Here is a 23,044-nt window from a genome sequence, read left to right as displayed (position 1 = left end):
GGCTTCTCAAAGGAGAGAAGATGACAGCCACGACACGCGGCCGAATCGCCGCTGCAGCCATCGCGCTGCTGACTTCCGCCGCACTGATGCCACTGGGGGCCGGCGCGGCCTCCGCGGCGACCAGCGGCGGACCGGTGGTGCTGATGGGCATCGACGCCGAGGACGGAGGGGTGGGCGGTCACGGCCCCCTGAGTGTCTACGTCGACGTGGTCGAGAGCATCCTGGCCGAGAGCTCGGGCGGCGACGGCATCGCCGTGATCGGAGCGAACGGCTGCGGTGCCAGCGAGTTCTGGGACGCGATCGGTGTCGAGACAGCCGAGACGATCGACTACCTGAACGGCGCCGAGATCACGACGACGGCCTTCGCGCCGTACCTGATGGTCGCCGTCGTGAGCTCCTCGTTCGACACCTGCGGCGGGATCACCGAGCCCGAGAACATCCTCCTCACCGAGCGGCGGATCGACATCGCCGACTACGTGAACTCCGGACGCGGACTGCTCGGGTTCAACCAGCAGGGGCTCAGCCAGCCCTACGGCTACATCAGCGGGCTGGGATCGTTCACCTTCAGCTTCCCCGACCAGTACCGCGACATCACCCCCACCGCCGACGGCCTCGAGATCGGGATCACCGACGCGCTCGACATCTGCTGCTGGCACGACGAGTACGACACCTTCCCGGCCTTCCTCTCCGTGCTCGCGACGAACTCCGTCACCGGTGAGGCGGCGGCGCTGGGCGGCGCCAACGTCGTCCTCCCCGGAGCGATCACCCTCGACCCGGCGACGGCGACGCTCGATGTCGGCGCGACCCACACGGTCACCGCCACCGTCCTCGACGGCGAGGGGAACCCGGTACCGGGCGAGCTCGTCACGTTCCAGGTCACCGGCGCGAACACCGCCGCAGGGACGGCGACGACCGATGCGAACGGCCGAGCCGTCTTCAGCTACGTCGGCACCGTCGCCGGCACCGACTCGATCTCGGCGAGCTTCGACGATGACGGCGACATCCGCACCGCCACGGCCGAAGCGATCTGGGAGCTCCGCAACCTGCCGCCGGTCTGCACGACCGCGACGGCCGGCCAGTCGGTCTGGCCGCCGAACCACAAGCTGGTCCCGGTCACCATCACCGGCATCACCGATCCCGACGGCGACCCCGTCACGGTGACCGTCACCTCGATCTACCAGGACGAGCCGGTCAACACGGTGGGTGACGGCAGCACCGCCGTGGACGGCGCAGGCGTCGGAACGAGCACGGCCCTGATCCGAGCGGAGCGCAGCGGATCCCCGAAGGTCCCCGGCAACGGACGCGTCTACCACGTCTCGTTCACCGCGGCCGACGGCAACGGCGGCACCTGCTCCGGCACCGTGAAGGTCTCCGTGCCTCACGACCAGCGAGGCGCTGCGGCGAAGGACGACGGTCCGCTCTACGACTCGACCCGGCCGTGAGGTGAGGTGACGGTCTGACCGACTGCGAAGTCCTGTACGACGACCGAGGGGTCCCCATCCGGGGGCCCCTCTCTCGTGTCGGCGGGCGTCAGAGCCCCGCCGCAGGCACGTACCGCGGCGGGGCATCCGTCGTCACGGCGACGTCCTCCCCGACGCCCCGTGACCCTCCGCCACCCGCATCGTCCCGCCCGCCTGCGCCGCGAAGGCCCGTGCCGTCGCCGCGATCGTCCGCTGCATCACCTGCACCGCCGCCGTCGGCGCCAGATCCGCCGGCCTCGCCAGGCTGATCGTCCGCGTGAGCCGCGGCCGATCCGACGCTGTCTCCTCGATCCGAATCGACCGCAGCCCCGGCCGACCCTGCAGCACCATCGCCGGGACGATCGCGATGCCGAGGCCGCGCTCGGCGAAGCGCAGCACCGCGTCCATCTCGGCTCCCTCCAGCACGACGTCGGGCGTCAGGCCGGCCGCCGAGAACGCGGCGTCCGTCGTGCGGCGCAGGTCGTAGCTCGAGTTGAAGACGATCTGCGGGAGGCGGGACACCGCCGCGAGATCCAGGGCGCCCGACTCCGCCAGCGCGGGCTCCGCGGCGGAGGAGACCACGACGAGCTCCTCGACGAGCAGCGGAGTCACGGTGAAGGCGCCGACGGTCGCCGCGGTCGACGTCGTCACGAGCGCGAGATCGAGCTCGCCCCGCGCGAGGCGGTCGAAGAGACTCCGCGATCCGTCCTCGGCGAGGTGCAGCTCGATGGCGGGATGCGCCGCGTGGAACGCGTGCAGCACCTCCGCGACGAGGCTGATGCAGAGGGTCGGAGTCGCGCCGAAGCGCACCCGGCCGCGCTCGAGTCCGGCCAGCTCGGCCAGCTCGCGGCGCACCGACTCCGCGTCGGCGAGCATGCGCCGCGCGAGCGGCAGGAGGAGCTCGCCGGCCGGGGTGAGGGTATTGCCGCCGCGGGCGCGGTGGAACAGCTCCGATCCCAGATCCTGCTCCAGCGCGGCGATCTGCCGGCTCAGCGAGGGCTGCGCCAGGTGCAGCTCCTCGGCCGCGCGGGTGAAGCTGCCCTGGCGCGCGACCTCGACGAATCCGGTCAGCTGCTCGAGGTTCATGGTCATACCCTAAGCGCATGGTCCGTAGCCGATATATGCATTGGAGTAATCGATGCGCGAAACCTAGCGTGGGGTCATGACCACTTCAGGCACCACCACTCCGGAGCGTCGGATCTCCACCTCCGTCCTCGTCATCGGCACGGGCGGATCGGGCCTGCGCGCCGCGATCGAGCTGGCCGAGGCCGGCGTCGACGTGCTCGCGCTGGGCAAGCGCTCCAAGTCGGACGCGCACACCTCGCTCGCCGCCGGTGGGATCAACGCCGCTCTCGCCACGATGGACCCCGACGACAGCTGGCAGCAGCACGCGGCCGACACGATCACCGAGTCCTACCTGCTCGCCAACCCGCACACCGTCGAGATCGTCACCTCAAACGCCGCCCGCGGCATCCAGGACCTCGAGCGCTACGGCATGCCGTTCGCCCGCGAGGACGACGGACGCATCTCCCAGCGCTTCTTCGGCGCGCACACCTATCGCCGCACCGCCTTCGCGGGCGACTACACCGGCCTCGAGATCCAGCGCACGCTCGTCAACCGCGCCGCGCAGCTCGAGATCCCGATCCTCGACACCGTCTACGTCACGCGCATCCTCGTCAACGACGACGGAGCCGTCTTCGGCGCCTACGGCTTCGACCTCGTCGACGGCACCCGCTACCTCATCCACGCCGACGCGGTGATCCTCGCCGCCGGCGGGCACAACCGCATCTGGCGCCGCACGTCCTCGCGCCGCGATGAGAACACGGGAGACTCGTTCCGCCTGGCCGTCGAGGCCGGCGGTCGCCTGCGCGATCCCGAGCTGGTGCAGTTCCACCCGTCGGGCATCATCGAGCCCGAGAACGCGACCGGCACCCTCATCTCCGAGGCGGCACGCGGCGAGGGCGGAATCCTCCGCAACGGACTCGGTGAGCGCTTCATGGGGAAGTACGACCCGGAGCGCCTCGAGCTCTCGACCCGCGACCGGGTCGCGCTCGCCTGCTACACCGAGATCAAGGAGGGTCGCGGGACGCCGAACGGTGGAGTGTGGCTCGACGTCTCTCACCTGCCGCGCGAGACGATCATGACCCGGCTCCCCCGCGTCTACCAGACGATGCTCGAGCTGCAGATGCTCGACATCACGAAGGACCCGATCGAGATCGCGCCGACCGCGCACTACTCGATGGGCGGAGTATGGGTCCGCTCGGACGATCACAGCACCGACGTCCCCGGGCTCTACGCCATCGGCGAGGCGTCCAGCGGACTGCACGGCGCGAACCGGCTCGGCGGCAACTCGCTGATCGAGCTGCTCGTCTTCGGACGGATCGTCGGACAGGCTGCCGCGGAATACTCCGCCTCACTGACGGCGCAGACCCGCTCGGCCGCCTCACTGCAGGTGGCCCGCGACGAGATCGCGGATCTGCTCGCTGCCGACGGCACCGAGAACGTCCGCGCCCTGCAGCGCGCGATCCGCAACACGATGACCGAGCACGCCGGAGTCGTCCGCGACGAGGCGGGTCTGGTGGCCGGCCTCGCCGAGCTCGACGCGATCGAGGCGCGCATCGCCGACATCGGAGTGCACCCGGACATCGCCGGGTTCCAGGACCTCGCGCACGCCTTCGACCTCAAGTCGGCCGCCATGGCGGCGCGGGCCACCCTCGAGGCGGCGCTCGAACGCCGCGAGAGCCGTGGCTGCCACAACCGCAGCGACTACCCGGACCTCGACCCGGCCCTGCAGGTGAACCTCGTCTGGTCGCCCTCGACGGGCATCACCCGCGAGGAGATCCCCGCAGTCCCCGAGGAGATCCAGTCCCTCATCCGCGAGGTCGCCACCGCAGGCAAGCTCCTCGAGTAGTGGACCGCTAACGACGAAACGCCGACCCGGAGCACACCGGGTCGGCGTTTCGTCAGTGACGGACCAGCTCCGCCCTGTCTGCGCGTCGATCTGACCTGCAAAGCCTTGCCGATAAGCCGACCCGGTCGCAGGCACAAGCGGCAACCGTCTTCTCAGTCGGAGAGAGAACCCTCGTTGAGCCGGCAGTTGGAGAGCGACGGAGGTGAGCGCACTCGTCGTCGAGCGCCATCAGAGTCTCCGACGCGTGCATCGGGATGGCGGGTTAGAACAGCGATGGCCACCCAGTGTCTGGGTGGCCATCGTGTATGGTGTCCGGCGGTGTCCTACTCTCCCACAGGGTCCCCCCTGCAGTACCATCGGCGCTGAGAGTCTTAGCTTCCGGGTTCGGAATGTGACCGGGCGTTTCCCTCTCGCTATAGCCGCCGTAACCCTTGCGACACACCCGCCAGCGAACTGGTGGGGGTCAAATCTGGGGTTACACGTCTTGCGTGTATTCAATTATGTGCACCACCCCTCACAGGGTGGTGCGGTGCCCGTCTTCTGGGAACCACAAAGTGGACGCGAGCAATCTTCTAACCACTCCTACCAGCCTTTACAACGGTATGAGTGTAGTGATTGTCAAGTTATCGGCTTATTAGTACCGGTCAGCTCCGACAGTCTTTAGTCCTGTCTTCCACATCCGGCCTATCAACCCAGTAATCTGGCTGGGAGCCTCTCCCCCGAAGGGATGGAAATCTCATCTCGAAGCCGGCTTCCCGCTTAGATGCTTTCAGCGGTTATCCGTTCCGAACGTAGCTAATCAGCGGTGCTCCTGGCGGAACAACTGACACACCAGAGGTTCGTCCATCCCGGTCCTCTCGTACTAGGGATAGATCTTCTCAAATTTCCTACGCGCGCAGCGGATAGGGACCGAACTGTCTCACGACGTTCTAAACCCAGCTCGCGTACCGCTTTAATGGGCGAACAGCCCAACCCTTGGGACCTACTCCAGCCCCAGGATGCGACGAGCCGACATCGAGGTGCCAAACCATGCCGTCGATATGGACTCTTGGGCAAGATCAGCCTGTTATCCCCGAGGTACCTTTTATCCGTTGAGCGACAGCGCTTCCACAAGCCACTGCCGGATCACTAGTCCCGACTTTCGTCCCTGCTCGACTTGTCAGTCTCACAGTCAAGCTCCCTTGTGCACTTACACTCGCCACCTGATTGCCAACCAGGTTGAGGGAACCTTTGGGCGCCTCCGTTACTTTTTAGGAGGCAACCGCCCCAGTTAAACTACCCATCAGGCACTGTCCCTGAACCCGATTAGGGTTCGAAGTTAGATATCCAGAGTGACCAGAGTGGTATTTCAACAATGACTCCACGAACACTAGCGTGCCCGCTTCACAGTCTCCCACCTATCCTACACAAGCCACACCGAACACCAATACCAAACTATAGTAAAGGTCACGGGGTCTTTCCGTCCTGCTGCGCGTAACGAGCATCTTTACTCGTAATGCAATTTCGCCGAGTTCGCGGTTGAGACAGCTGGGAAGTCGTTACGCCATTCGTGCAGGTCGGAACTTACCCGACAAGGAATTTCGCTACCTTAGGATGGTTATAGTTACCACCGCCGTTTACTGGGGCTTAAATTCTCAGCTTCGCCTTGCGGCTAACCGTTCCTCTTAACCTTCCAGCACCGGGCAGGCGTCAGTCCGTATACATCGTCTTGCGACTTAGCACGGACCTGTGTTTTTAGTAAACAGTCGCTTCCCACTGGTCTCTGCGGCCATCGAACGCTCCCGGAGCAAGTCCGTTCACGCCTCAGGCCCCCCTTCTCCCGAAGTTACGGGGGCATTTTGCCGAGTTCCTTAACCACGATTCTCTCGATCTCCTTGGTATTCTCTACCTGACCACCTGAGTCGGTTTGGGGTACGGGCAGCTAGAACCTCGCGTCGATGCTTTTCTTGGCAGCATAGGATCACCGATTTCGACTTGCGTCTACCCATCAGATCTCAGGCTGTGTGAACGACGGATTTGCCTATCGTTCGCCCTACATCCTTAGACCGGGACAACCATCGCCCGGCTCGGCTACCTTCCTGCGTCACACCTGTTAATACGCTAAACGCACCAGCACGGGGTCGTACGCTAGGCCCAACGCTTCACCCCGAAGGGATCCATCAGAGGGATTCAGATACTTAGCACTACTGGATTGTCTTGGGCGGTTCTTCGCCGGTACGGGAATATCAACCCGTTGTCCATCGACTACGCCTGTCGGCCTCGCCTTAGGTCCCGACTTACCCAGGGAAGATTAGCTTGACCCTGGAACCCTTGGTCTTCCGGAGGACGGGTTTCTCACCCGTCTTTCGCTACTCATGCCTGCATTCTCACTCGTGTGGCGTCCACGGCTGGTTCACACCGCCGCTTCACTCGCCACACGACGCTCTCCTACCCATCAACACGGCTGGACCACGAAGGCCTACCACAAAATGTCAATGCCACAACTTCGGTGGCGTGCTTGAGCCCCGTTACATTGTCGGCGCGGAATCACTTGACCAGTGAGCTATTACGCACTCTTTCAAGGGTGGCTGCTTCTAAGCCAACCTCCTGGTTGTCTGTGCAACTCCACATCCTTTCCCACTTAGCACGCGCTTAGGGACCTTAGTTGGTGGTCTGGGTTGTTTCCCTCTCGACTATGAAGCTTATCCCCCACAGTCTCACTGCTGCGCTCTCACTTACCGGCATTCGGAGTTTGGCTGACGTCAGTAAGCTTTTGGGCCCCATCGGCCATCCAGTAGCTCTACCTCCGGCAAGAAACACGCAACGCTGCACCTAAATGCATTTCGGAGAGAACCAGCTATCACGAAGTTTGATTGGCCTTTCACCCCTATCCACAGCTCATCCCCTCCATTTTCAACTGAAGTGGGTTCGGTCCTCCACGACGTCTTACCGTCGCTTCAACCTGGCCATGGATAGATCACTTCGCTTCGGGTCTAGACCCTGCGACTAAAATCGCCCTATTCGGACTCGCTTTCGCTACGGCTGCCCCACACGGGTTAACCTCGCCACAGAGCACTAACTCGCAGGCTCATTCTTCAAAAGGCACGCCGTCACCCCAACAAGGAGGCTCCGACGGTTTGTAAGCAAACGGTTTCAGGTACTATTTCACTCCCCTCCCGGGGTACTTTTCACCTTTCCCTCACGGTACTTGTCCGCTATCGGTCATCTGGGAGTATTTAGGCTTATCAGGTGGTCCTGACAGATTCACACGGGATTTCTCGGGCCCCGTGCTACTTGGGATACTCTTCACGCCATAACACCATTTCGACTACGGGGCTCGCACCCGCTCTGGCCAGGCATTCAAACCTGTTCGTCTATGATGCGCTGTAACGTTCCGTGCTCGGCAGAACACGACGAAAAGTCCCACAACCCCGACCATGCAACCCCTGCCGGGTATCACACATGGCTCGGTTTAGCCTCTTCCGCGTTCGCTCGCCACTACTAACGGAATCACTGTTGTTTTCTCTTCCTGTGGGTACTGAGATGTTTCACTTCCCCACGTTCCCTCTACCCGCCCTATATATTCAGGCGGGAGTCACCAGGTCACCACAAGGGGCCTGGCGGGGTTTCCCCATTCGGAGATCCTCGGATCACAGCTCGTTTATCAGCTCCCCGAGGCTTATCGCAGATTACGACGTCCTTCTTCGGCTCCAGATGCCAAGGCATCCACCGTTTGCTCTTAAAAACTTGAAAATCACATGAGTTAAGAAACTACAATTCGAAGATTGCAGATTTCAATGATTTGCAGGAACACCCGAAAGCATCCCTGCGCCTCTATCGACCCAACACCCGAAAGTGTTGAATCTAAAGATGCTCGCGTCCACTGTGTAGTTCTCAAAATACGGGCGGTACCCTCCCCCCACACACCCAGGCATGGAGAAAGGATCCAGAAGGTCGACCCGAACCACCCGAAGGCAGCCGGCCCGGTCCCTCAGGACCCAACAGCGTGCATGTGCAAGCCACCCTCCGTACCGTGCGTTCCCAACCCGAAGGCTGTACTGACACGAGACGAACTCGACCTGCACCCAGTTCAATGTTCCACCCATGAGCTACCAGCGAAGACATTCGCTTCGATCTGGCGCCTGGAACACACAACGCTCACAAGGAACGCGGTGTCCAGATGCTCCTTAGAAAGGAGGTGATCCAGCCGCACCTTCCGGTACGGCTACCTTGTTACGACTTAGTCCTAATCACCGATCCCACCTTCGACGGCTCCCTCCCACAAGGGGTTAGGCCACCGGCTTCGGGTGTTACCGACTTTCATGACTTGACGGGCGGTGTGTACAAGGCCCGGGAACGTATTCACCGCAGCGTTGCTGATCTGCGATTACTAGCGACTCCGACTTCATGAGGTCGAGTTGCAGACCTCAATCCGAACTGAGACCGGCTTTTTGGGATTCGCTCCACCTTACGGTATCGCAGCCCTTTGTACCGGCCATTGTAGCATGCGTGAAGCCCAAGACATAAGGGGCATGATGATTTGACGTCATCCCCACCTTCCTCCGAGTTGACCCCGGCAGTCTCCTATGAGTTCCCACCATGACGTGCTGGCAACATAGAACGAGGGTTGCGCTCGTTGCGGGACTTAACCCAACATCTCACGACACGAGCTGACGACAACCATGCACCACCTGTATACCGACCTTGCGGGGCAACCATTTCTGGAAGTTTCCGGTATATGTCAAGCCTTGGTAAGGTTCTTCGCGTTGCATCGAATTAATCCGCATGCTCCGCCGCTTGTGCGGGCCCCCGTCAATTCCTTTGAGTTTTAGCCTTGCGGCCGTACTCCCCAGGCGGGGAACTTAATGCGTTAGCTGCGACACGGAGACCGTGGAAAGGTCCCCACATCTAGTTCCCAACGTTTACGGCGTGGACTACCAGGGTATCTAATCCTGTTCGCTCCCCACGCTTTCGCTCCTCAGCGTCAGTAACGGCCCAGAGAACTGCCTTCGCCATCGGTGTTCCTCCTGATATCTGCGCATTCCACCGCTACACCAGGAATTCCATTCTCCCCTACCGCACTCTAGTCTGCCCGTACCCACTGCAGGCCCGAGGTTGAGCCTCGGGTTTTCACAGCAGACGCGACAAACCGCCTACGAGCTCTTTACGCCCAATAATTCCGGACAACGCTTGCACCCTACGTATTACCGCGGCTGCTGGCACGTAGTTAGCCGGTGCTTTTTCTGCAGGTACCGTCAAACCGAAGTCCTTCTTCCCTACTAAAAGAGGTTTACAACCCGAAGGCCGTCATCCCCCACGCGGCGTTGCTGCATCAGGCTTTCGCCCATTGTGCAATATTCCCCACTGCTGCCTCCCGTAGGAGTCTGGGCCGTGTCTCAGTCCCAGTGTGGCCGGTCACCCTCTCAGGCCGGCTACCCGTCGTCGCCTTGGTGAGCCATTACCTCACCAACAAGCTGATAGGCCGCGAGTCCATCCTTGACCGAAAAACTTTCCACCCGCACCCGATGCCGGGGCAGGTCGTATCCGGTATTAGACGCCGTTTCCAGCGCTTATCCCAGAGTCAAGGGCAGGTTACTCACGTGTTACTCACCCGTTCGCCACTAATCCACCCAGCAAGCTGGGCATCATCGTTCGACTTGCATGTGTTAAGCACGCCGCCAGCGTTCGTCCTGAGCCAGGATCAAACTCTCCGTAAAAAAATTACGACAACCAACCCCGAAGAGAAGGAAGTCAAGTTTGACCTCTAGCAAATAAGACATCATTACTGACATCAATTTCCAAAGGAATCCCAACCAGATCAAAAACCCGGCCGGGGTATAAAATTGGCATTGAACATAGTGCACGCTGTTGAGTTCTCAAGAATCGGACACACCCCGCCTCCACACCACAAAAAGTGCTTCACAACGAGAGTGATCGAAAATGTTGTTCTGTTGCTGTTGCGCTAGGACCTGCACTGCAGATCGCCGGGACTATCGAACCGCTTTCGCGGCGACCGTTCCGGCCGTTGGCAACTCGAATAACTTAGCACACCCGCGGGCCGTGTCAAGTCCACGGCGGAGAACTTCTGGGGTCCGTCTCCTCGAGGACCGCTCCGTCACTCCTCCGGCATCGAGAAGTCGGCGAAGTCGAACCCCGGTGAGACGAGGCAGCTGACCAGCGCGGCCTCTGCCGACGGCAGCGTCCGCTGCCAGACGTCGGCCGGCACGAGCGCCTGAACCGCGAACCCGTCGACCGCGGATCCCAGCACGACGGTCTCCCCGTCCTCCGGCTCCTCGCCGCTCCCGCCGTACTGCAGGTCCACCCGACCCGGTCCGTTCCAGATCCACGTCTCGGCGGACGACACCCTGTGCCATGCCGACGACTCCCCCGGCGGCAGCAGGAACACGATCAGCGTCGCCGCCGGTCGTTCGCGCACCGAGCCGTCGGGCGCCGTCAACGTCAACCGCTCCGGCGAGGTCCAGGTGCGGCGGTACCAGCCGCCCTCCGGATGCGGCTCCAGCCCCATCGACGCGGCGAGCGCGGGTCGGCGCACGCTCTCGAGCACGCGTCCGTCCACGCTCAACCGGTCCACCAGCTCGCCCGTCAGCTCCGCGCCCATCGGACCTCCCCCGAGATGATCGTGGCGAGGGCCGTGCCCTCACCGGCTTCCACTATCGCGGCGACCAGGTCGTCCGCGGTCGCGGCGCTCACGTCGAGCACCGCCAGGTCGGCGAGGGCTCCCGGCACCAGCGCGCCGAACGAGTCGGCCGCCCCCATCGCCAGCGCCCCGCCGAACGTCGCCGCGTGCAGGAGCCGCGTGTGCAGATCCCTCCCCGTGTAGCCCTGCTCCCGCGCGATGCGGTGCAGCTCGGCCACATCGCCGAGGAGGTCCAGCGAGGGAGTCGACGAGAGCGAGTCCGTGCCCACGGCGATCGCGTTGCCCTCGCGCAGGTAGTCGGCGACCGGGGCCTCGTCGAGTCCGATCACCGCGTTCGAGCGCGGGCACAGGGCGACCGAGGTGCCGGAGCGGCGCAGCGTCGCCCTGTCCTCGGCGTCCACGTAGATGCCGTGCGCGATGTGCACGTCGTCGCCGAGCGCTCCGATCGTCTCGGCGTAGGCCACGGGCCGGAGCGCGCTGCCGCCGTTGCGGAGCAGGTGGAAGCCGTCGTACCCCCAGCGGCGCCACTGCTCGGCCAGCGCACCGCGGCCGTGCATCGTGTACTCCGCCTCCCACGCGGACTCGGCCAGGTGCAGGTGCCGGCGCACGCCGAGCTCCTGCGACAGGCCGGTCAGATCGCTGAGCACCGGGGTGTCCAGGGAGTAGGGGGCGTGCGGAGAGAGGCCGATGCGCGTGACCCCGGAGGTCCGCACGAGCTCCGCGGTGATCGCGCGGCCGCTGCCGCGCCAGTCGTCCTCGAGGAGGCTCATCAGCTCCCAGTAGGCGATGCCGTGCACGCGGCCGGCCTCGAGCACGTCCAGCGCCTCGAGGTCGGTGACGATGTCGGCGATCGCGGTCGTGCCGGTCGAGACCGCGATCGCGAGTCCGTCGGCGGCCGAGGCGGCCCAGTCGTGGGGCTGCTCGTAGACCACCTGGAACGCGCGAGACCAGTCCTCGAAGCCCTCGTAGCGACCGGCGCCGACGGCCGCCATGCAGGTGTACTGCAGGTGGGAGTGCGCGTTGACGAGCCCCGGAGTGATCACTCCGACCCACTCCCGCACCCGGTCGGCCCCCTCGGCGAGGACCTCGTCGCGCGGACCGACCGCGAGGATCCGCTCGCCGCGCACCGCCACGGCGCCGCCGCGGATCGGCTCGCCGGCCACCGGCACCACCCAGGGCGCCAGGTGGACCTCGACGCCCGTCACGGGATCCACGCCGACGGCATGATCCCCGCGATGCTCGCGACCGAGGCGGCGGCGGCGAGCAGCACGGCGAGCGCCGTCACCGCCCAGTCGGCCGGCGCGTAGCGGATCTCGCGGAGCCAGGTGCGCTTCGCGGTGCCGAAGCCCCGCAGGTCCAGCGCGTCGACCGTGTCCTCCGCGTCGACGAACGAGGTGATGGTCACGGGCACCATGAGCGGGGCCACCTCGCGCAGGCGCCGCACCGGGTTGCGGGTCTCGGCGCGCTCGTAGCCGCGCAGCCGCTGGGCGGCGGCCGTCTCCTGCAGGTTCGCGGCGGCGCTGGGCAGGAACTTGAAGGTCAGGTCGATGCCGTACGCGAAGCGCGCCGGCACTCCCAGCCGTGCGAACGCGACCGCGAGGTCGCCCGGGCGGATCGCGAAGGCCAGGGGGAAGCCGACCGCGACCAGGGCGAGGAAGCGCAGCAGCATGTTCACCGCGTACGAGACGGCTCCCTCCGTGATCGGCAGCCCGATCAGCGGCACGGTGAACAGCGTCGCGCCCGTCTCGGGCTCGCCCGAGCTCGTCGCCCCGACGATCAGCCCGTTGATCCCCGCGAAGACCACCACGAACACGGCCACGACGGCCCAGTTCGAGCGGACCTCGCGGAACGGGATCCGCGCGCTGAGGTAGTAGGCGAACGCCACCACGGCGAGCGCCGCCATCCACCTCAGGTCCTTCACCTGCGTCGCGGTGATCACGAGCATCACCGGGACGACGATGAGCACGCGCGGATCCCGACGGCCGAGGAAGGAGTCGCCGCCGAGGTATCGAGGCGAGACCTCCATCTGTCAGCGTCCGGCGAGGTTCTGGAGCGGCTTCCAGACCCGGTCGAGCACGGGGACCAGGATCGCCGCGGTGATGCCGGTCGCGAGGATCGCGAGGAGGTAGGAGCCGAAGAACCAGTACTCCACGGTGACGCCGAGCAGCAGGTCGGTGACGGTGAAGAGCAGTCCCACGACGACCGCGGCGACCGCGATGGCGGCGGCCCAGACGACCTGTCGGCCGGTGGTGCGCGGCTCCTTGGCGTAGTAGCCGATGAGGCCCGCGAGCAGGCCGACGAGTCCGTTCGCGATGCTCCAGTTCCAGTACGTCAGGAATCCGTAGCCCATGATCTGGTCGACGATCGCGTTGCCGACGGCGCCGGTGAAGAAGCCGGCGATCGGGCCGAAGCGCAGGCCCACGAAGGGGATGATCGCGATCGCCGGGCGGATCGAGATCATCGTGCCGGGGAGCACGAAGCTGAGCGCCCCGAGCGCGCCGTAGAGCGCGGCGCCGACGGCGCCGAAGACGATCGTGCGGGACGAGACGGCCCAGGGGCCGGTCCGGGCGGGAGTCGCGGTGGTGGTCACGGGTGTGTCCTTTCGAGGGGATGGGGAGGAGCGTCGAGGGAGTGAGGAGCGTCGAGGGCGAGGCGCAGGCGCCGGGCCAGGTCGAGGGGGCGCGGGAGGCGGCCGGCAGCCGGTCCGTGCTCGCGGGCGGCGCGCACGAAGTCGGTCCCGCGCAGCACGGCGCGCCCGCCGACGGCCTCGCCGGGCTCGTGCCACAGCTCGAGGTCGTGCACGATCTCGGCCGGGGTCGCGTCGGCGACGATCCCGCCGCCGTCGACGACCACGACGCGGTCGGCCCGCGCGAGCGCCATGTCGACGTCGTGGGTGATGAAGTAGACGCTGTCGATGCCCTCGATCGCCCAGACGGCGTCGAGGAAGTGGCGCGACGAGCGCTCGTCCTGGCCGGCGGTCGGCTCGTCGAGGATCAGCGTGCGCGGGCGGAGCGTGAGGGCCAGCGCCACGGCCAGCCGCCGCTGCTGCCCGAAGGACAGCGTGCGCGGCGGCCTCTCCATGATTCCGGGCACGTCGTGCAGCGAGACGGCGCGCAGCGCGGCGTCCGAGATCGCGGGGATCTCCTCCTCCGGGACACCCAGATTGCGCGGCCCGAAGGCCAGCTCGGCGCCGACGTTCTCGCTGAACAGCGCCTGCCCTGGGTTCTGGAAGAGGTAGCCGCAGGTCGAGACGAGCTCGGCGGCGCTGAGCTCGTGCACCGGCCTCGCGTCGAGCAGCACCCGTCCGCGCGTCGGAGCGACGAGCCCGACGGCGGCGCGCATGAGGGTCGACTTGCCCGCACCGTTGCGGCCGAGGATCGCGACGCGCTCCCCCGCCTCGAAGCGGCGTTCGACGGCCGAGACGATCGTGCGCGCTCCGTAGCCGAGCTCCGCCCCCTCGAAGTGCAGGCGGGCCGCGGCTCCCGGAGCGATCGGCGCCGACTCCGGCAGCGCCTCCTCCTCGCCCGACGCGCTCGCGAGCAGCGCCGAGAACGGCAGCTTCACCGACTCCGGTGACGCGACCTCGAGGAAGCCGTCGACGCCGCCCGAGTAGACGACACCGCCCTCCTCGAGGTAGACCACGCGGTCGGGTGCGAGGGCGAGCACCTCGTCGACGCGGTGCTCGACGATCACCGCCGCCCCGCCGCCGTCGACGTAGGCGCGGACGGCGGCGAGCAGCACGTCGGCCGCATCGGGATCGAGATTGGCGAGCGGCTCGTCGATCACGATGACCTTCGGATCGAGCACGAGGATCCCGGCGAAGGCGACGAGCTGCAGCTGACCGCCCGAGAGCTCGTGCGGCGGGGTCGAGAGCAGCGCGGAGAGCCCGAGCCGCTCGGCGACCCGGTGGGCGCGCTCGCGGATCTCGCTCGGCGGCGTGCCCCGGTTCTCGAGTCCGAACGCGATCTCGGCGAGCACGCTGTGGCCCACGACCTGCTTCGCCGGGTCCTGGAGCAGCGTGCCGACGACCTCGGAGATGTCGCGGAGGGCGAGCGGAGCGGCGTCGCGGCCCTCGACCTCGATCCGGCCCGTCACCTCGGCCCGGTACGAGCGCGGCACGAGGCCGTTGAGCACGCGCAGCAGAGTGCTCTTGCCGCAGCCCGACGGGCCGGCGATCAGCACGACCTCACCGCTCGAGACCGAGAAGGACGCATCGACGAGAGCGGGCACGGTGGCGCTGCGGTAGGTGACTCCGACGCCCTCGAGGCGGAGCAGCTCGCTCACGAGCGCGCTCCGTCGCGCTGGGGAGCGGCACGGCGACCCGTCGGGGTCCAGCTGCCGAGGAAGTCCTGCTGGGCGCGGCTGGCGCTGTCGATCGCGACGCCGAGGGAGGCCAGCTTGGCGCGCGCCACCCGGTCGTCGACCTCGGGTGGGAGCAGGTGGACCGCCGGAGCGAGAGTCCCCGCCTCCCGTGCCAGCACGTCGATCGCCGCCGCCTGCACACCGAAGGAGAGGTCCATGATCTCGATCGGGTTGCCTTCTCCCGCCGTGCAGTTGATGCAGCCGCCGTCGTCGAGCACCACGATCGAGCGCCCGGTCGGCAGCACGAAGCGCTCGAGTGCGTGGCCGATGCTCTCGCGGACCGCGCCCGCGGCGACGGCCGCGTCGATCGCGATCTCCTGCGCCACTCCGCCCGACACCGCGACCGCTGCTCCCTCGGGCAGGACGAGCAGGTGCTCGACGTCGATCGTGTGCGCGATGCCGGTGGCCGACACGAGGAGGTCGGCCGTCCGTGCGGCGTCCTCCAGCGGAGCGACGTCGTAGCCCGCGAAGGCCGCCTCCAGCGCGCGCACCGGATCGACCTCCGACACCGTCACCCGCGCGCCGAGTGCGCGGGCGTGCTGCGCCACTCCGCGGCCCACGTGGCCGAAGCCGGCCACGACGACGTGCGCGCGGTCCAGCGGAGCGGCGAGCAGGTCGAGCATCGTGAGCAGCGTCGACTGCCCGGTGCCGTGCCGGTTGTCGAAGAGCGTCTTGCAGCGCGCGTCGTTCACGGCGAGGACCGGGATGCGCAGGGCGCCCTCGCGCTCCATGACCCGCAGCGGGCGGAGTCCGCTGGTGGTCTCCTCCGTGGCGCCGCGCAGGGTCTCGAAGACGGCGGGGCGCTCGGTGTGCGCGAGGCGGGTCACGGAGGAGCCGTCGTCGACCAGGATGTCGAGCCGGCGGTCGAGGAGGTCGAGCGCGAAGGCGTGGTCCTCGGCGGCGGTCGCGTCCGAGCGGGCGAACACGCTCACTCCCGCGTGCTCGAGGGCGGCCGCGGTGTCGTCGTGGGTGTTGGAGGCGCCGCACATCACGCTGACCTCGGCACCGGCCGCCGCGAGCTCGAGGGCGAGGGTCGCGGTCTTGGGCTCGAGCACCAGGACGAGCCCGATGCGCAGCCCCGCGATCGATCCGCTCTCGCGCAGCTGCCCGACGACGCTGCCGGTCACGGGCATGAAGCGGGATGCCCAGTCGATCTTGTCCTGGCCCTGCCGCCAGAGCGAGGCGTCGCGGATGCGGCCGCTCACGCGAGCACCTCGAGGGCGAGGGCCCGGTCGGCGCGGGCCGCGAGCTCGGCACCGTCGGCTCCCGGGTCGGCCGCGCGCGCTTCGGCGAGCGCCGCCGAGAAGGCGGAGGAGAGCTGCTCACGGGTCCGCCGGGTCGAGCCGTCGGCCGCCTCGCGCGCGATGAGCACGAAGGCCTCGCGGTCGGCGCCGAGGATCCTCGCGATGCCCGGCCGGCCGGAGGAGGAGTCGGTCTGGGCGGAGACCGCGGGCGCGTCCTCCGCCGCGTCGACGACCAGCACGGGGCCTCCGCGGCCGAGTGCGGCGGCGTCGACCGGGCGGTCGAGCTCCCCCGTCGCGAAGGCGAGCACGACGTCGTCGAGGCGGGCGCCGTCCGTGACCGAGACGGCCAGGCCGAGCTGCGCGAGCTCGACGAGGGCCACCGGGTCGTCCCCGACGACGAGGACACGGGCGCCCATCGCCGCCGTGCGGGTCGCCAGCTCTCGGGCGAGCGGACCGGCGCCGAGGACGGCGATGCGGGTGTGCGCGAGGGAGAGATTGCTCGCCGACGCCGCGGCCCGCAGCACGGCCTGCGCCCACGCGGCCCGGGCGATCGCCGTCACGACGCGGGAGTCGGAGGCCTCGACCGGCTGCGGCTCGAGCCGGGCGAGCCGCTCGTCCAGGAGCGCCCGCGCGCGCTCTCGGCGCAGCGGGGTGAGGGTGGCGGACATCGGCGCTCCAGGGGGTCGGGTGCTGCTGGCGCTCCGCGGGCGCACAAGGCTCTAAGCGGTTAGCGTGTGACCATAGTCGCGCTGTGTTTCGCGGCCGCGCTCGTTTATTACGGCGACGTGAAACATTGCGAACGGCGGGGCGCTGGGATCCGCAGTCAGCCGGCCAACCGCCCGCGCAGCACCAGCGAGGTCGGCAGGACGAGCCGCCGCGGCTCTCCGTCCAGATCCGCGAGCCGGGCGAGTGCGAGTCCGACCGCCTCCGCCCCCATCCGCCGCGGGTCGTGCGCGACCACGCTGATGCCCAGCTCCTGGGCGACCTCCGAATCGTCGAAGCCGATCAGCGCCACGTCGCGCCCCGCGAGGGCGCGGTGCACGCCGAGCGTCGCGCGGTTGTTGCCCGCGAAGACGGCGTCCGGAGGCGTCGCACCGGCGAGGAGGTCGCGCGCGGCCGCCTCCGCCCCCTCGGCGCTGACGCCGTCCTCCCGCACCGGACCGGAACCCTCCAGCGCGTCCTCGAACCCCGCGAGCCGCTGCCCGTGCGTGTAGAGCGTGCGCGGACTGCCGACGAACGCGATCCGTCGACGACCGGCGGCGAGCAGGGCGGTGACCGCGGCGCGCGCCCCGCCCCGGTCGTCCAGCAGCACGCTGTCGGACTCGGCGCCGACGAGGGGACGGTCGAGCGCGACCACCGGGGTGCCGAGGCGCCGCTCGCCGTCGAGGTAGCCGTGATCGTGGGCGCTCGGCACGAGCAGCAGCGCGCGCACCCTCCGCTCGAGCATGCCGGCGACCGCGGGCCGCTCCCCCTCCGCCACGTCCCCCGACGCGGCGACGAGCACCGTCAGCCCGCGAGCGGACGCGGCGTCGATCGCGCCTGCCGCGAGCGCGCCCGAGAACGGGTTCGTGATCTCGCCCACGAGGAGCCCGATCGTCGAGCTCACCCCTCCGGTCCGCAGCTCGCGGGCCAGCGCGTTCGGACGGAACCGCAGTGCCGCCGCCGCCTGCTCCACCCGGGTGCGGGTCGCCTCCGCCACCTTCGCCGAGCCACCGAGCGCGCGGGACGCGGTGCGGATGCTCACCCCCGCCGCCAGTGCGACGTCGGCGATCGTGGCGCGGCCTCGGCGAGCGTCGCGCGGGTCGGTGCTCACCCTGCGAGTGTACGGAGGCGGCGCCCGGCGACGGTCCCGCCGCACGACCCGCAGCAGGTGCTCCGCCCCGACTCCTCCTCGGCCGGCATCGTGCGCGAGCACCGGTGGGAGCCGATGTCGCGCGCGGTTTCGCAGGCCCGGTCGGGGTGCTCGGGTGTCCTAGGCTGACCGGATGTCCCCCCGGCCCCGGCGACCGACGCTCGCCGACGTGGCGCGCGCGGCCGGGACGTCGAGCACGGTCGTCAGCTACGTCGTGAACGACGGACCGCGCCCGGTGTCGGCGGAGCTCCGCCAGCGCGTGGAGGAGGCCATCGCCGAGCTCGGCTACCGCCGCAACTCCCTGGCGGAGGCGCTCAGCATCGGCCGCTCGAGTCTGGTCGGCCTGCTCGTCCCCGATTCCTCCAACGCCTTCTTCGGCGAGCTGGTGCGGCACATCGAGCACGAGGCCCGCCGACGCTCGCTGCTGACGCTGCTCGGCAACACCGAGTACGAGCCCGAGGTCGAGCGCGGCTACGAGCGCACCTTCGCCGACCTGCGCACCGCGGGCGTCCTGCTCGTCACGATCGATCCGGCGAGCGCCGCCGACACCGCCCCGCGCGTCTTCCTGCACTCCTCGCCGCCCACGGGCGACGAGCCGAGCGTCGTGTTCGACGACGAGCAGGGCACCCGCTCGGCCGTCGAGCACCTCCTCGCCCACGGCTACGACGACGTGCACTGCGTCACCGGACCCGACGACTTCGGTCCGTCGGGCCTGCGCGCGCGCTCGTGGGCCGGAGCGGTCGCGGAGGCAGGAGTCGGCGGTCGCCTGCACCGCGTCCCGATGGACCGCGTCTCCTCCGAGCAGGCGCTCCGCTCCGTGCTGCGCGAGGAGCGGCCCCGCGCCATCTTCGCGACGACCGACGAGCACGCACTCGCCCTCCTCCGCGCCGCGTCGCAGGAGGGGATCCACGTCCCGTCCGAGCTCGCGGTGGTCGGCTTCGACGGCATCCGGGAGGCGCTGCTCGGAGGGGTGCGCGTCACCACCGTGGCCGTGCCCGTTCCCGAGATGGCGCGCATCGCGTTCGAACTCCTGGGCGACACCTACAGCGACGCTCCCGTCCGCCACGTCCGCCTGCAGACGACCCTGGTCCTCGGCGAGACCTGCGGTTGCCCGACCGCGCCTGCGCCGGTCGAGTAGTCCCGCCCCCCCGCTGGTCGAGTAGCGCCGCCCTTCCTGCCGATCGAGCAGCCCCGCAGGCGCGTCTTCTGCCGGGCGACCAGCCCCGCAGGCGCGTCTTCTGCCGGGCGACCAGCCCCGCAGGCGCGTCTTCTGCTGGTCGAGCAGCGCCGCAGGCGCGTCTTCTGCTGGTCGAGCAGCGCCGCAGGCGCGTATCGAGACCCCGGGAACGCGGATCTCGATACGGCCGCGCGCGGCCTACTCGATCAGCAAGGGAGCCGCCGGTGGCAGCAGACGACGGGACGCTAGCCCAGCTCCCCCAGCCGCCCGATCACGCTCTCGCCCAACCGCGCCACGTACCCCTCCGGGTCCGGCCCCTGCGGCGCCAGCTCCACCAGCGTGATCCCGATCGCCGCGTACTCCTCCATCGCCCGCACGAAGCCGTCCGGGTCGCCGATCGGATCCCCGCCGCCGATGATCGTCTTCGTGATCGCGTCGTAGTCGCGCCCGAGCTCGTCGCAGTGGCGCCGCAGCACGTCCAGCTTGTGCGCGACCGCCTCGGCGCCCGTCGCGAACAGGTTGCACGCGTCGCCGTACTGCGCCACGAGCCGCAGCGTCTTCTTCTCGCCCCCGCCGCCGATCAGGATCGGCGGACCCGGCTTCTGGATCGGCTCCGGGTGGTTCAGCGTCTCGGCCAGCCGGTAGTGCTCGCCCTCGAACGGCCCGTCGTCCTCGCTCCACATCTGCCGGCAGATCCGCAGCGTCTCCTCGAGGCGCTCGAACCGCTCCTTCAGCGGCGGGTACGGCACGCCGAGCCCGAGGTGCTCTCGCTCGTACCAGGCGGCGCCGATGCCGAGCATCGCCCGCCCGCCCGACAGCACGTCGAGCGTCGTCACGATCTTGGCGAGCAGCCCCGGGTGCCGATAGGTCACTCCGGTCACGAGCAGTCCCAGGCGGAGCCGCTCCGTCCGCCCCGCGAGGAACCCGAGCGAGGTGTACCCCTCGAGCATCGGATCCTCGCTGGTCGCGAACTGCTCCATCTGGAAGTAGTGGTCCATCAGCGTGAACCACTCGCAGCCCACGTCCTCGGCCGTCCGCGCCGTGGCGCCCAGGATCGGAGCGATCCCCGTGCTGCCTCCCGGCAGCGTGAAGTCCATGAAATGAATGCCTACCTGCATGCAAGATCCCCTGTCGTCCGCGAGGCGACGTCCGGGTCCGCGCGGATCACGCGGAGCACCCGGGTGCCGAAGTACTCCGAGCCTGGCACCCGCGCCCCCGCGGAGGTTCTGCTTGACAGCATCCACGGCTGCGCACCGCGCCGCCCTCAGCAGGACGGGATCGCCCCTGCATCGCCGCCCGGTGGACGATCAGTGCTGGAGGCTCGCTGTCACGCCGTGACGCGGTATCGCCGCCCGCCGAACCCGACCACGTCGCCGACCGCCAGCTGGCGCCCGCGACGCCGGTCGACCTCGCCGTTCACGCTCACGAGTCCGTCCGCAACGGCCTCCTTCACCTCGCCACCCGAGTCGAGGATCCCGGCGAACTTCAGGAACTGCCCCAGGCGGATGGCCTCCCCGTCGAGGGGGACGTCGTCGATGGGTGCGGGCACAGGCGCTACACCGCCGGGATGTCGGCGAAGCGCGAGAAGTGGCCGTGGAAGCCCACGGTGACCGTGCGGGTCGGGCCGTTGCGGTGCTTCGCCACGATCAGGTCGGCCTCGCCGGCGCGCGGGTTGTCCTTCTCGTACGCGCTCTCGCGGTGCAGGAGGATCACCATGTCGGCGTCCTGCTCGATCGAGCCGGACTCGCGGAGGTCGGAGATCGCGGGGAGCTTGTCGGCACGCTGCTCCGGACCACGGTTCAGCTGCGACAGCGCGATGACCGGCACCTGGAGCTCCTTCGCGAGGAGCTTGAGCGCACGGGAGAACTCCGAGACCTCCTGCTGGCGGCTCTCGACCTTCTTGCCCGAGGTCATCAGCTGCAGGTAGTCGATGACGACCATCTTGAGTCCGATGCGCTGCTTGAGCCGGCGGCACTTCGCGCGGATCTCGACGAGCGTGAGGTTGGGCGAATCGTCGATGTAGAGCGGAGCGTCGTTGATGCGGCCGCGGGTGGATGCGATGGTCGTCCAGTCGCGCTGGTCGACGGTGCCCTTGCGCATGTGCTGCAGCGGCACGGAGGCCTCGGCCGAGAGCAGACGCATCGCGATCTCGCTGCGCCCCATCTCGAGAGAGAAGAAGATCGTCGGCATCTGGTGCTTGATCGCGGCGGCGCGGGCGAAGTCGAGGGCGAGCGTCGACTTTCCGAGCGCGGGTCGCGCGGCGACGATGATCATCTGGCCCGGGTGGAATCCGTTGGTGAGGTCATCGAGGTCGGCGAAGCCGGTCGGCACGCCGGTGAAGGCGCCGTCCTTGTGCGCGGCCGCCTCGATCTCGTCGATGGCGACGGTGACCGCGTCGGTCAGCGGAACGTAGTCCTCAGCCGCCTCGGACCCGGTGACGTTGTAGATCTCGGCCTGCGCGGTGTTGACGAGATCGAGGACCTCGCCCTCGCCCTGGTAGCCCATCTGCACGATGCGGGTGCCGGCCTCGACGAGGCGCCGCAGCAGTGCGCGTTCGGCGACGATCGAGGCGTAGTAGCCGGCGTTCGCGGCCGTCGGCACCATCGCGGTGAGCGAGTGCAGGTAGTCGGCGCCGCCCGCGCGCTGCAGCTCGCCCTGCTTGGTGAGCTCGTCGGTGACCGCGATGACGTCGGTCGGCTCTCCGTGCGAGTAGAGCTGCAGGATCGCGTCGAAGACGATCTCGTGCTTGGGGATGTAGAAGTCGGTTGCCTTGACGCTCTCGACGACGTCGGCGACCGCGTCCTTCGAGAGCAGCATGCCTCCGAGTGCCGACTGCTCGGCGAGCAGGTCGTGCGGAGGGGTGCGCTCGTGGCGCGGGGAGTCGCCCCGGCCCTCGCCTCGAGCCTCGCTCCGTCCGTCCGAACCGGGAACCGCCAGGTGCGCGATCGTCATGCCTTCGCCTCCTGTCGTGGGGTGCCTCGCGGGAACGGTAGGACCGCCGGCCGAGCCGTGATCACGTGCGTCGGATCCGGTCTACCAGCGACCTCCGACAGCGTCGGCGCCGGTCGTCCGGACGCCTCGACCCGCTCCCCTCGCGGGGCGCTGCGCCACACTACGTACCGCTCGCCGCCACGGTCAAACCGCCCTGTGGAGGAAACTGTGGACAACTGTGGTGAAACGCCGGACCACGTGTGGGGAACATGTGGAGAATCCTGTGGAATCGTGAGCCCTGGTGATCTTTTTTCTACCCTTTGACCTGGGCTTTACCTCATTCCACAGGTGTGTGTGGAAAAGAGTCTCCAGACCACGTTGAAGGTTGTCCCCGCGATTGGGTGTATGTGGATGGAGCTGTGGAGAACGGGACGACGAAGGGCGGTGCAGCAGGACCCGGAGATCCCGCC

General features: G+C 67.9%; 15 protein-coding genes and 3 rRNA genes. 3 read left to right on the top strand and 15 right to left on the bottom strand.

The features are described 5' to 3' along the window. Window positions 1-20: 20 nt before the first annotated feature. A complete protein-coding gene (locus AC0CID_RS13310; protein WP_465227162.1) occupies window positions 21-1,442 on the top strand; it encodes an Ig-like domain-containing protein in 1,422 nt (473 codons plus the stop codon). A 132-nt stretch (window positions 1,443-1,574) separates the two neighbouring features. Here AC0CID_RS13310 and AC0CID_RS13305 read toward each other — a convergent pair whose 3' ends face one another. After that, entirely contained in the window at window positions 1,575-2,552 is a 978-nt protein-coding gene (locus AC0CID_RS13305) for a LysR family transcriptional regulator (RefSeq protein ID WP_465227161.1), read from the bottom strand. A 70-nt stretch (window positions 2,553-2,622) separates the two neighbouring features. Here AC0CID_RS13305 and AC0CID_RS13300 point away from each other — a divergent pair, with 70 nt between their 5' ends. After that, window positions 2,623-4,371 carry an L-aspartate oxidase gene (locus AC0CID_RS13300; RefSeq protein ID WP_465227160.1) on the top strand — a complete coding sequence of 583 codons (1,749 nt, stop codon included), beginning with the start codon at window positions 2,623-2,625 and terminating at the stop codon, window positions 4,369-4,371. Between the two features lie 310 nt (window positions 4,372-4,681). Here the strand turns inward: AC0CID_RS13300 and rrf are convergent. The 11 genes from rrf to AC0CID_RS13245 form a co-directional block, all read right to left on the bottom strand. Then, window positions 4,682-4,798 (bottom strand): 5S ribosomal RNA (rrf, locus tag AC0CID_RS13295). Window positions 4,799-4,985: 187 nt separating this feature from the next. Continuing rightward, window positions 4,986-8,103, bottom strand: a 23S ribosomal RNA gene (locus AC0CID_RS13290). 438 nt (window positions 8,104-8,541) lie between these two features. After that, window positions 8,542-10,067 (bottom strand): 16S ribosomal RNA (locus AC0CID_RS13285). The 16S, 23S and 5S rRNA genes sit together here, the layout of an rRNA operon. 398 nt (window positions 10,068-10,465) lie before the next feature. Then, window positions 10,466-10,969, bottom strand: coding sequence for a cupin domain-containing protein (locus AC0CID_RS13280; RefSeq protein WP_465227159.1), 504 nt, complete (start codon window positions 10,967-10,969; stop codon window positions 10,466-10,468). Further along, entirely contained in the window at window positions 10,954-12,222 is a 1,269-nt protein-coding gene (locus AC0CID_RS13275; protein ID WP_465227158.1) for an amidohydrolase family protein, read from the bottom strand. The genes AC0CID_RS13280 and AC0CID_RS13275 overlap by 16 nt, the downstream gene beginning before the upstream one ends. Further along, window positions 12,210-12,974, bottom strand: coding sequence for an energy-coupling factor transporter transmembrane component T family protein (locus tag AC0CID_RS13270; RefSeq protein WP_465227157.1), 765 nt, complete (start codon window positions 12,972-12,974; stop codon window positions 12,210-12,212). The genes AC0CID_RS13275 and AC0CID_RS13270 overlap by 13 nt, the downstream gene beginning before the upstream one ends. Before the next feature lie 63 nt (window positions 12,975-13,037). Then, window positions 13,038-13,598 carry an ECF transporter S component gene (locus AC0CID_RS13265; protein ID WP_465227156.1) on the bottom strand — a complete coding sequence of 187 codons (561 nt, stop codon included), beginning with the start codon at window positions 13,596-13,598 and terminating at the stop codon, window positions 13,038-13,040. After that, on the bottom strand, window positions 13,595-15,292 hold the full coding sequence (locus tag AC0CID_RS13260; RefSeq protein ID WP_465227155.1) for an ABC transporter ATP-binding protein: 1,698 nt from the start codon (window positions 15,290-15,292) through the stop codon (window positions 13,595-13,597). Before AC0CID_RS13260 ends, AC0CID_RS13265 begins: the two co-directional genes overlap by 4 nt. Next, window positions 15,289-16,575 carry an adenosylhomocysteinase gene (locus AC0CID_RS13255; RefSeq protein WP_465227154.1) on the bottom strand — a complete coding sequence of 429 codons (1,287 nt, stop codon included), beginning with the start codon at window positions 16,573-16,575 and terminating at the stop codon, window positions 15,289-15,291. The genes AC0CID_RS13260 and AC0CID_RS13255 overlap by 4 nt, the downstream gene beginning before the upstream one ends. After that, entirely contained in the window at window positions 16,572-17,282 is a 711-nt protein-coding gene (locus tag AC0CID_RS13250) for a Rossmann-fold NAD(P)-binding domain-containing protein (protein WP_465227153.1), read from the bottom strand. Before AC0CID_RS13250 ends, AC0CID_RS13255 begins: the two co-directional genes overlap by 4 nt. A gap of 155 nt (window positions 17,283-17,437) precedes the next feature. After that, window positions 17,438-18,427, bottom strand: coding sequence for a LacI family DNA-binding transcriptional regulator (locus AC0CID_RS13245; protein ID WP_465227152.1), 990 nt, complete (start codon window positions 18,425-18,427; stop codon window positions 17,438-17,440). A gap of 172 nt (window positions 18,428-18,599) precedes the next feature. Here AC0CID_RS13245 and AC0CID_RS13240 point away from each other — a divergent pair, with 172 nt between their 5' ends. Next, window positions 18,600-19,604, top strand: a complete 1,005-nt coding sequence (locus AC0CID_RS13240; protein WP_465227151.1) for a LacI family DNA-binding transcriptional regulator — start codon at window positions 18,600-18,602, stop codon at window positions 19,602-19,604. A gap of 284 nt (window positions 19,605-19,888) precedes the next feature. On the opposite strand, the gene AC0CID_RS13235 is transcribed toward AC0CID_RS13240, so the two are convergent. The 3 genes from AC0CID_RS13235 to dnaB all read right to left on the bottom strand — a co-directional run bounded on the left by AC0CID_RS13235 (window position 19,889) and on the right by dnaB (window position 22,595). Further along, window positions 19,889-20,740, bottom strand: a complete 852-nt coding sequence (locus AC0CID_RS13235) for an LLM class F420-dependent oxidoreductase (protein ID WP_465227150.1) — start codon at window positions 20,738-20,740, stop codon at window positions 19,889-19,891. Window positions 20,741-20,970: 230 nt separating this feature from the next. Continuing rightward, window positions 20,971-21,192, bottom strand: a complete 222-nt coding sequence (locus AC0CID_RS13230; protein ID WP_465227149.1) for an RNA-binding S4 domain-containing protein — start codon at window positions 21,190-21,192, stop codon at window positions 20,971-20,973. Window positions 21,193-21,197: 5 nt separating this feature from the next. Continuing rightward, on the bottom strand, window positions 21,198-22,595 hold the full coding sequence (gene dnaB, locus AC0CID_RS13225) for a replicative DNA helicase (RefSeq protein ID WP_465227148.1): 1,398 nt from the start codon (window positions 22,593-22,595) through the stop codon (window positions 21,198-21,200). Between the last annotated feature and the right edge of the window lie 449 nt (window positions 22,596-23,044).

The organism is Rathayibacter sp. AC451, from assembly GCF_979253095.1.
Note: the sequence above shows the minus strand (reverse complement) of the source record. Positions and strands in the feature narration are given on the sequence as shown.

Excerpts from the sequence above, each read along its gene's own strand:
- AC0CID_RS13310 (WP_465227162.1), top strand. The coding sequence starts at position 21 with ATGACAGCCACGACACGCGGCCGAATCGCCGCTGCAGCCATCGCGCTG.
- AC0CID_RS13305 (WP_465227161.1), bottom strand. The coding sequence starts at position 2,552 with ATGACCATGAACCTCGAGCAGCTGACCGGATTCGTCGAGGTCGCGCGC.
- AC0CID_RS13300 (WP_465227160.1), top strand. The coding sequence starts at position 2,623 with ATGACCACTTCAGGCACCACCACTCCGGAGCGTCGGATCTCCACCTCC.
- AC0CID_RS13280 (WP_465227159.1), bottom strand. The coding sequence starts at position 10,969 with ATGGGCGCGGAGCTGACGGGCGAGCTGGTGGACCGGTTGAGCGTGGAC.
- AC0CID_RS13250 (WP_465227153.1), bottom strand. The coding sequence starts at position 17,282 with ATGTCCGCCACCCTCACCCCGCTGCGCCGAGAGCGCGCGCGGGCGCTC.
- AC0CID_RS13240 (WP_465227151.1), top strand. The coding sequence starts at position 18,600 with ATGTCCCCCCGGCCCCGGCGACCGACGCTCGCCGACGTGGCGCGCGCG.
- AC0CID_RS13235 (WP_465227150.1), bottom strand. The coding sequence starts at position 20,740 with ATGGACTTCACGCTGCCGGGAGGCAGCACGGGGATCGCTCCGATCCTG.
- dnaB (WP_465227148.1), bottom strand. The coding sequence starts at position 22,595 with ATGACGATCGCGCACCTGGCGGTTCCCGGTTCGGACGGACGGAGCGAG.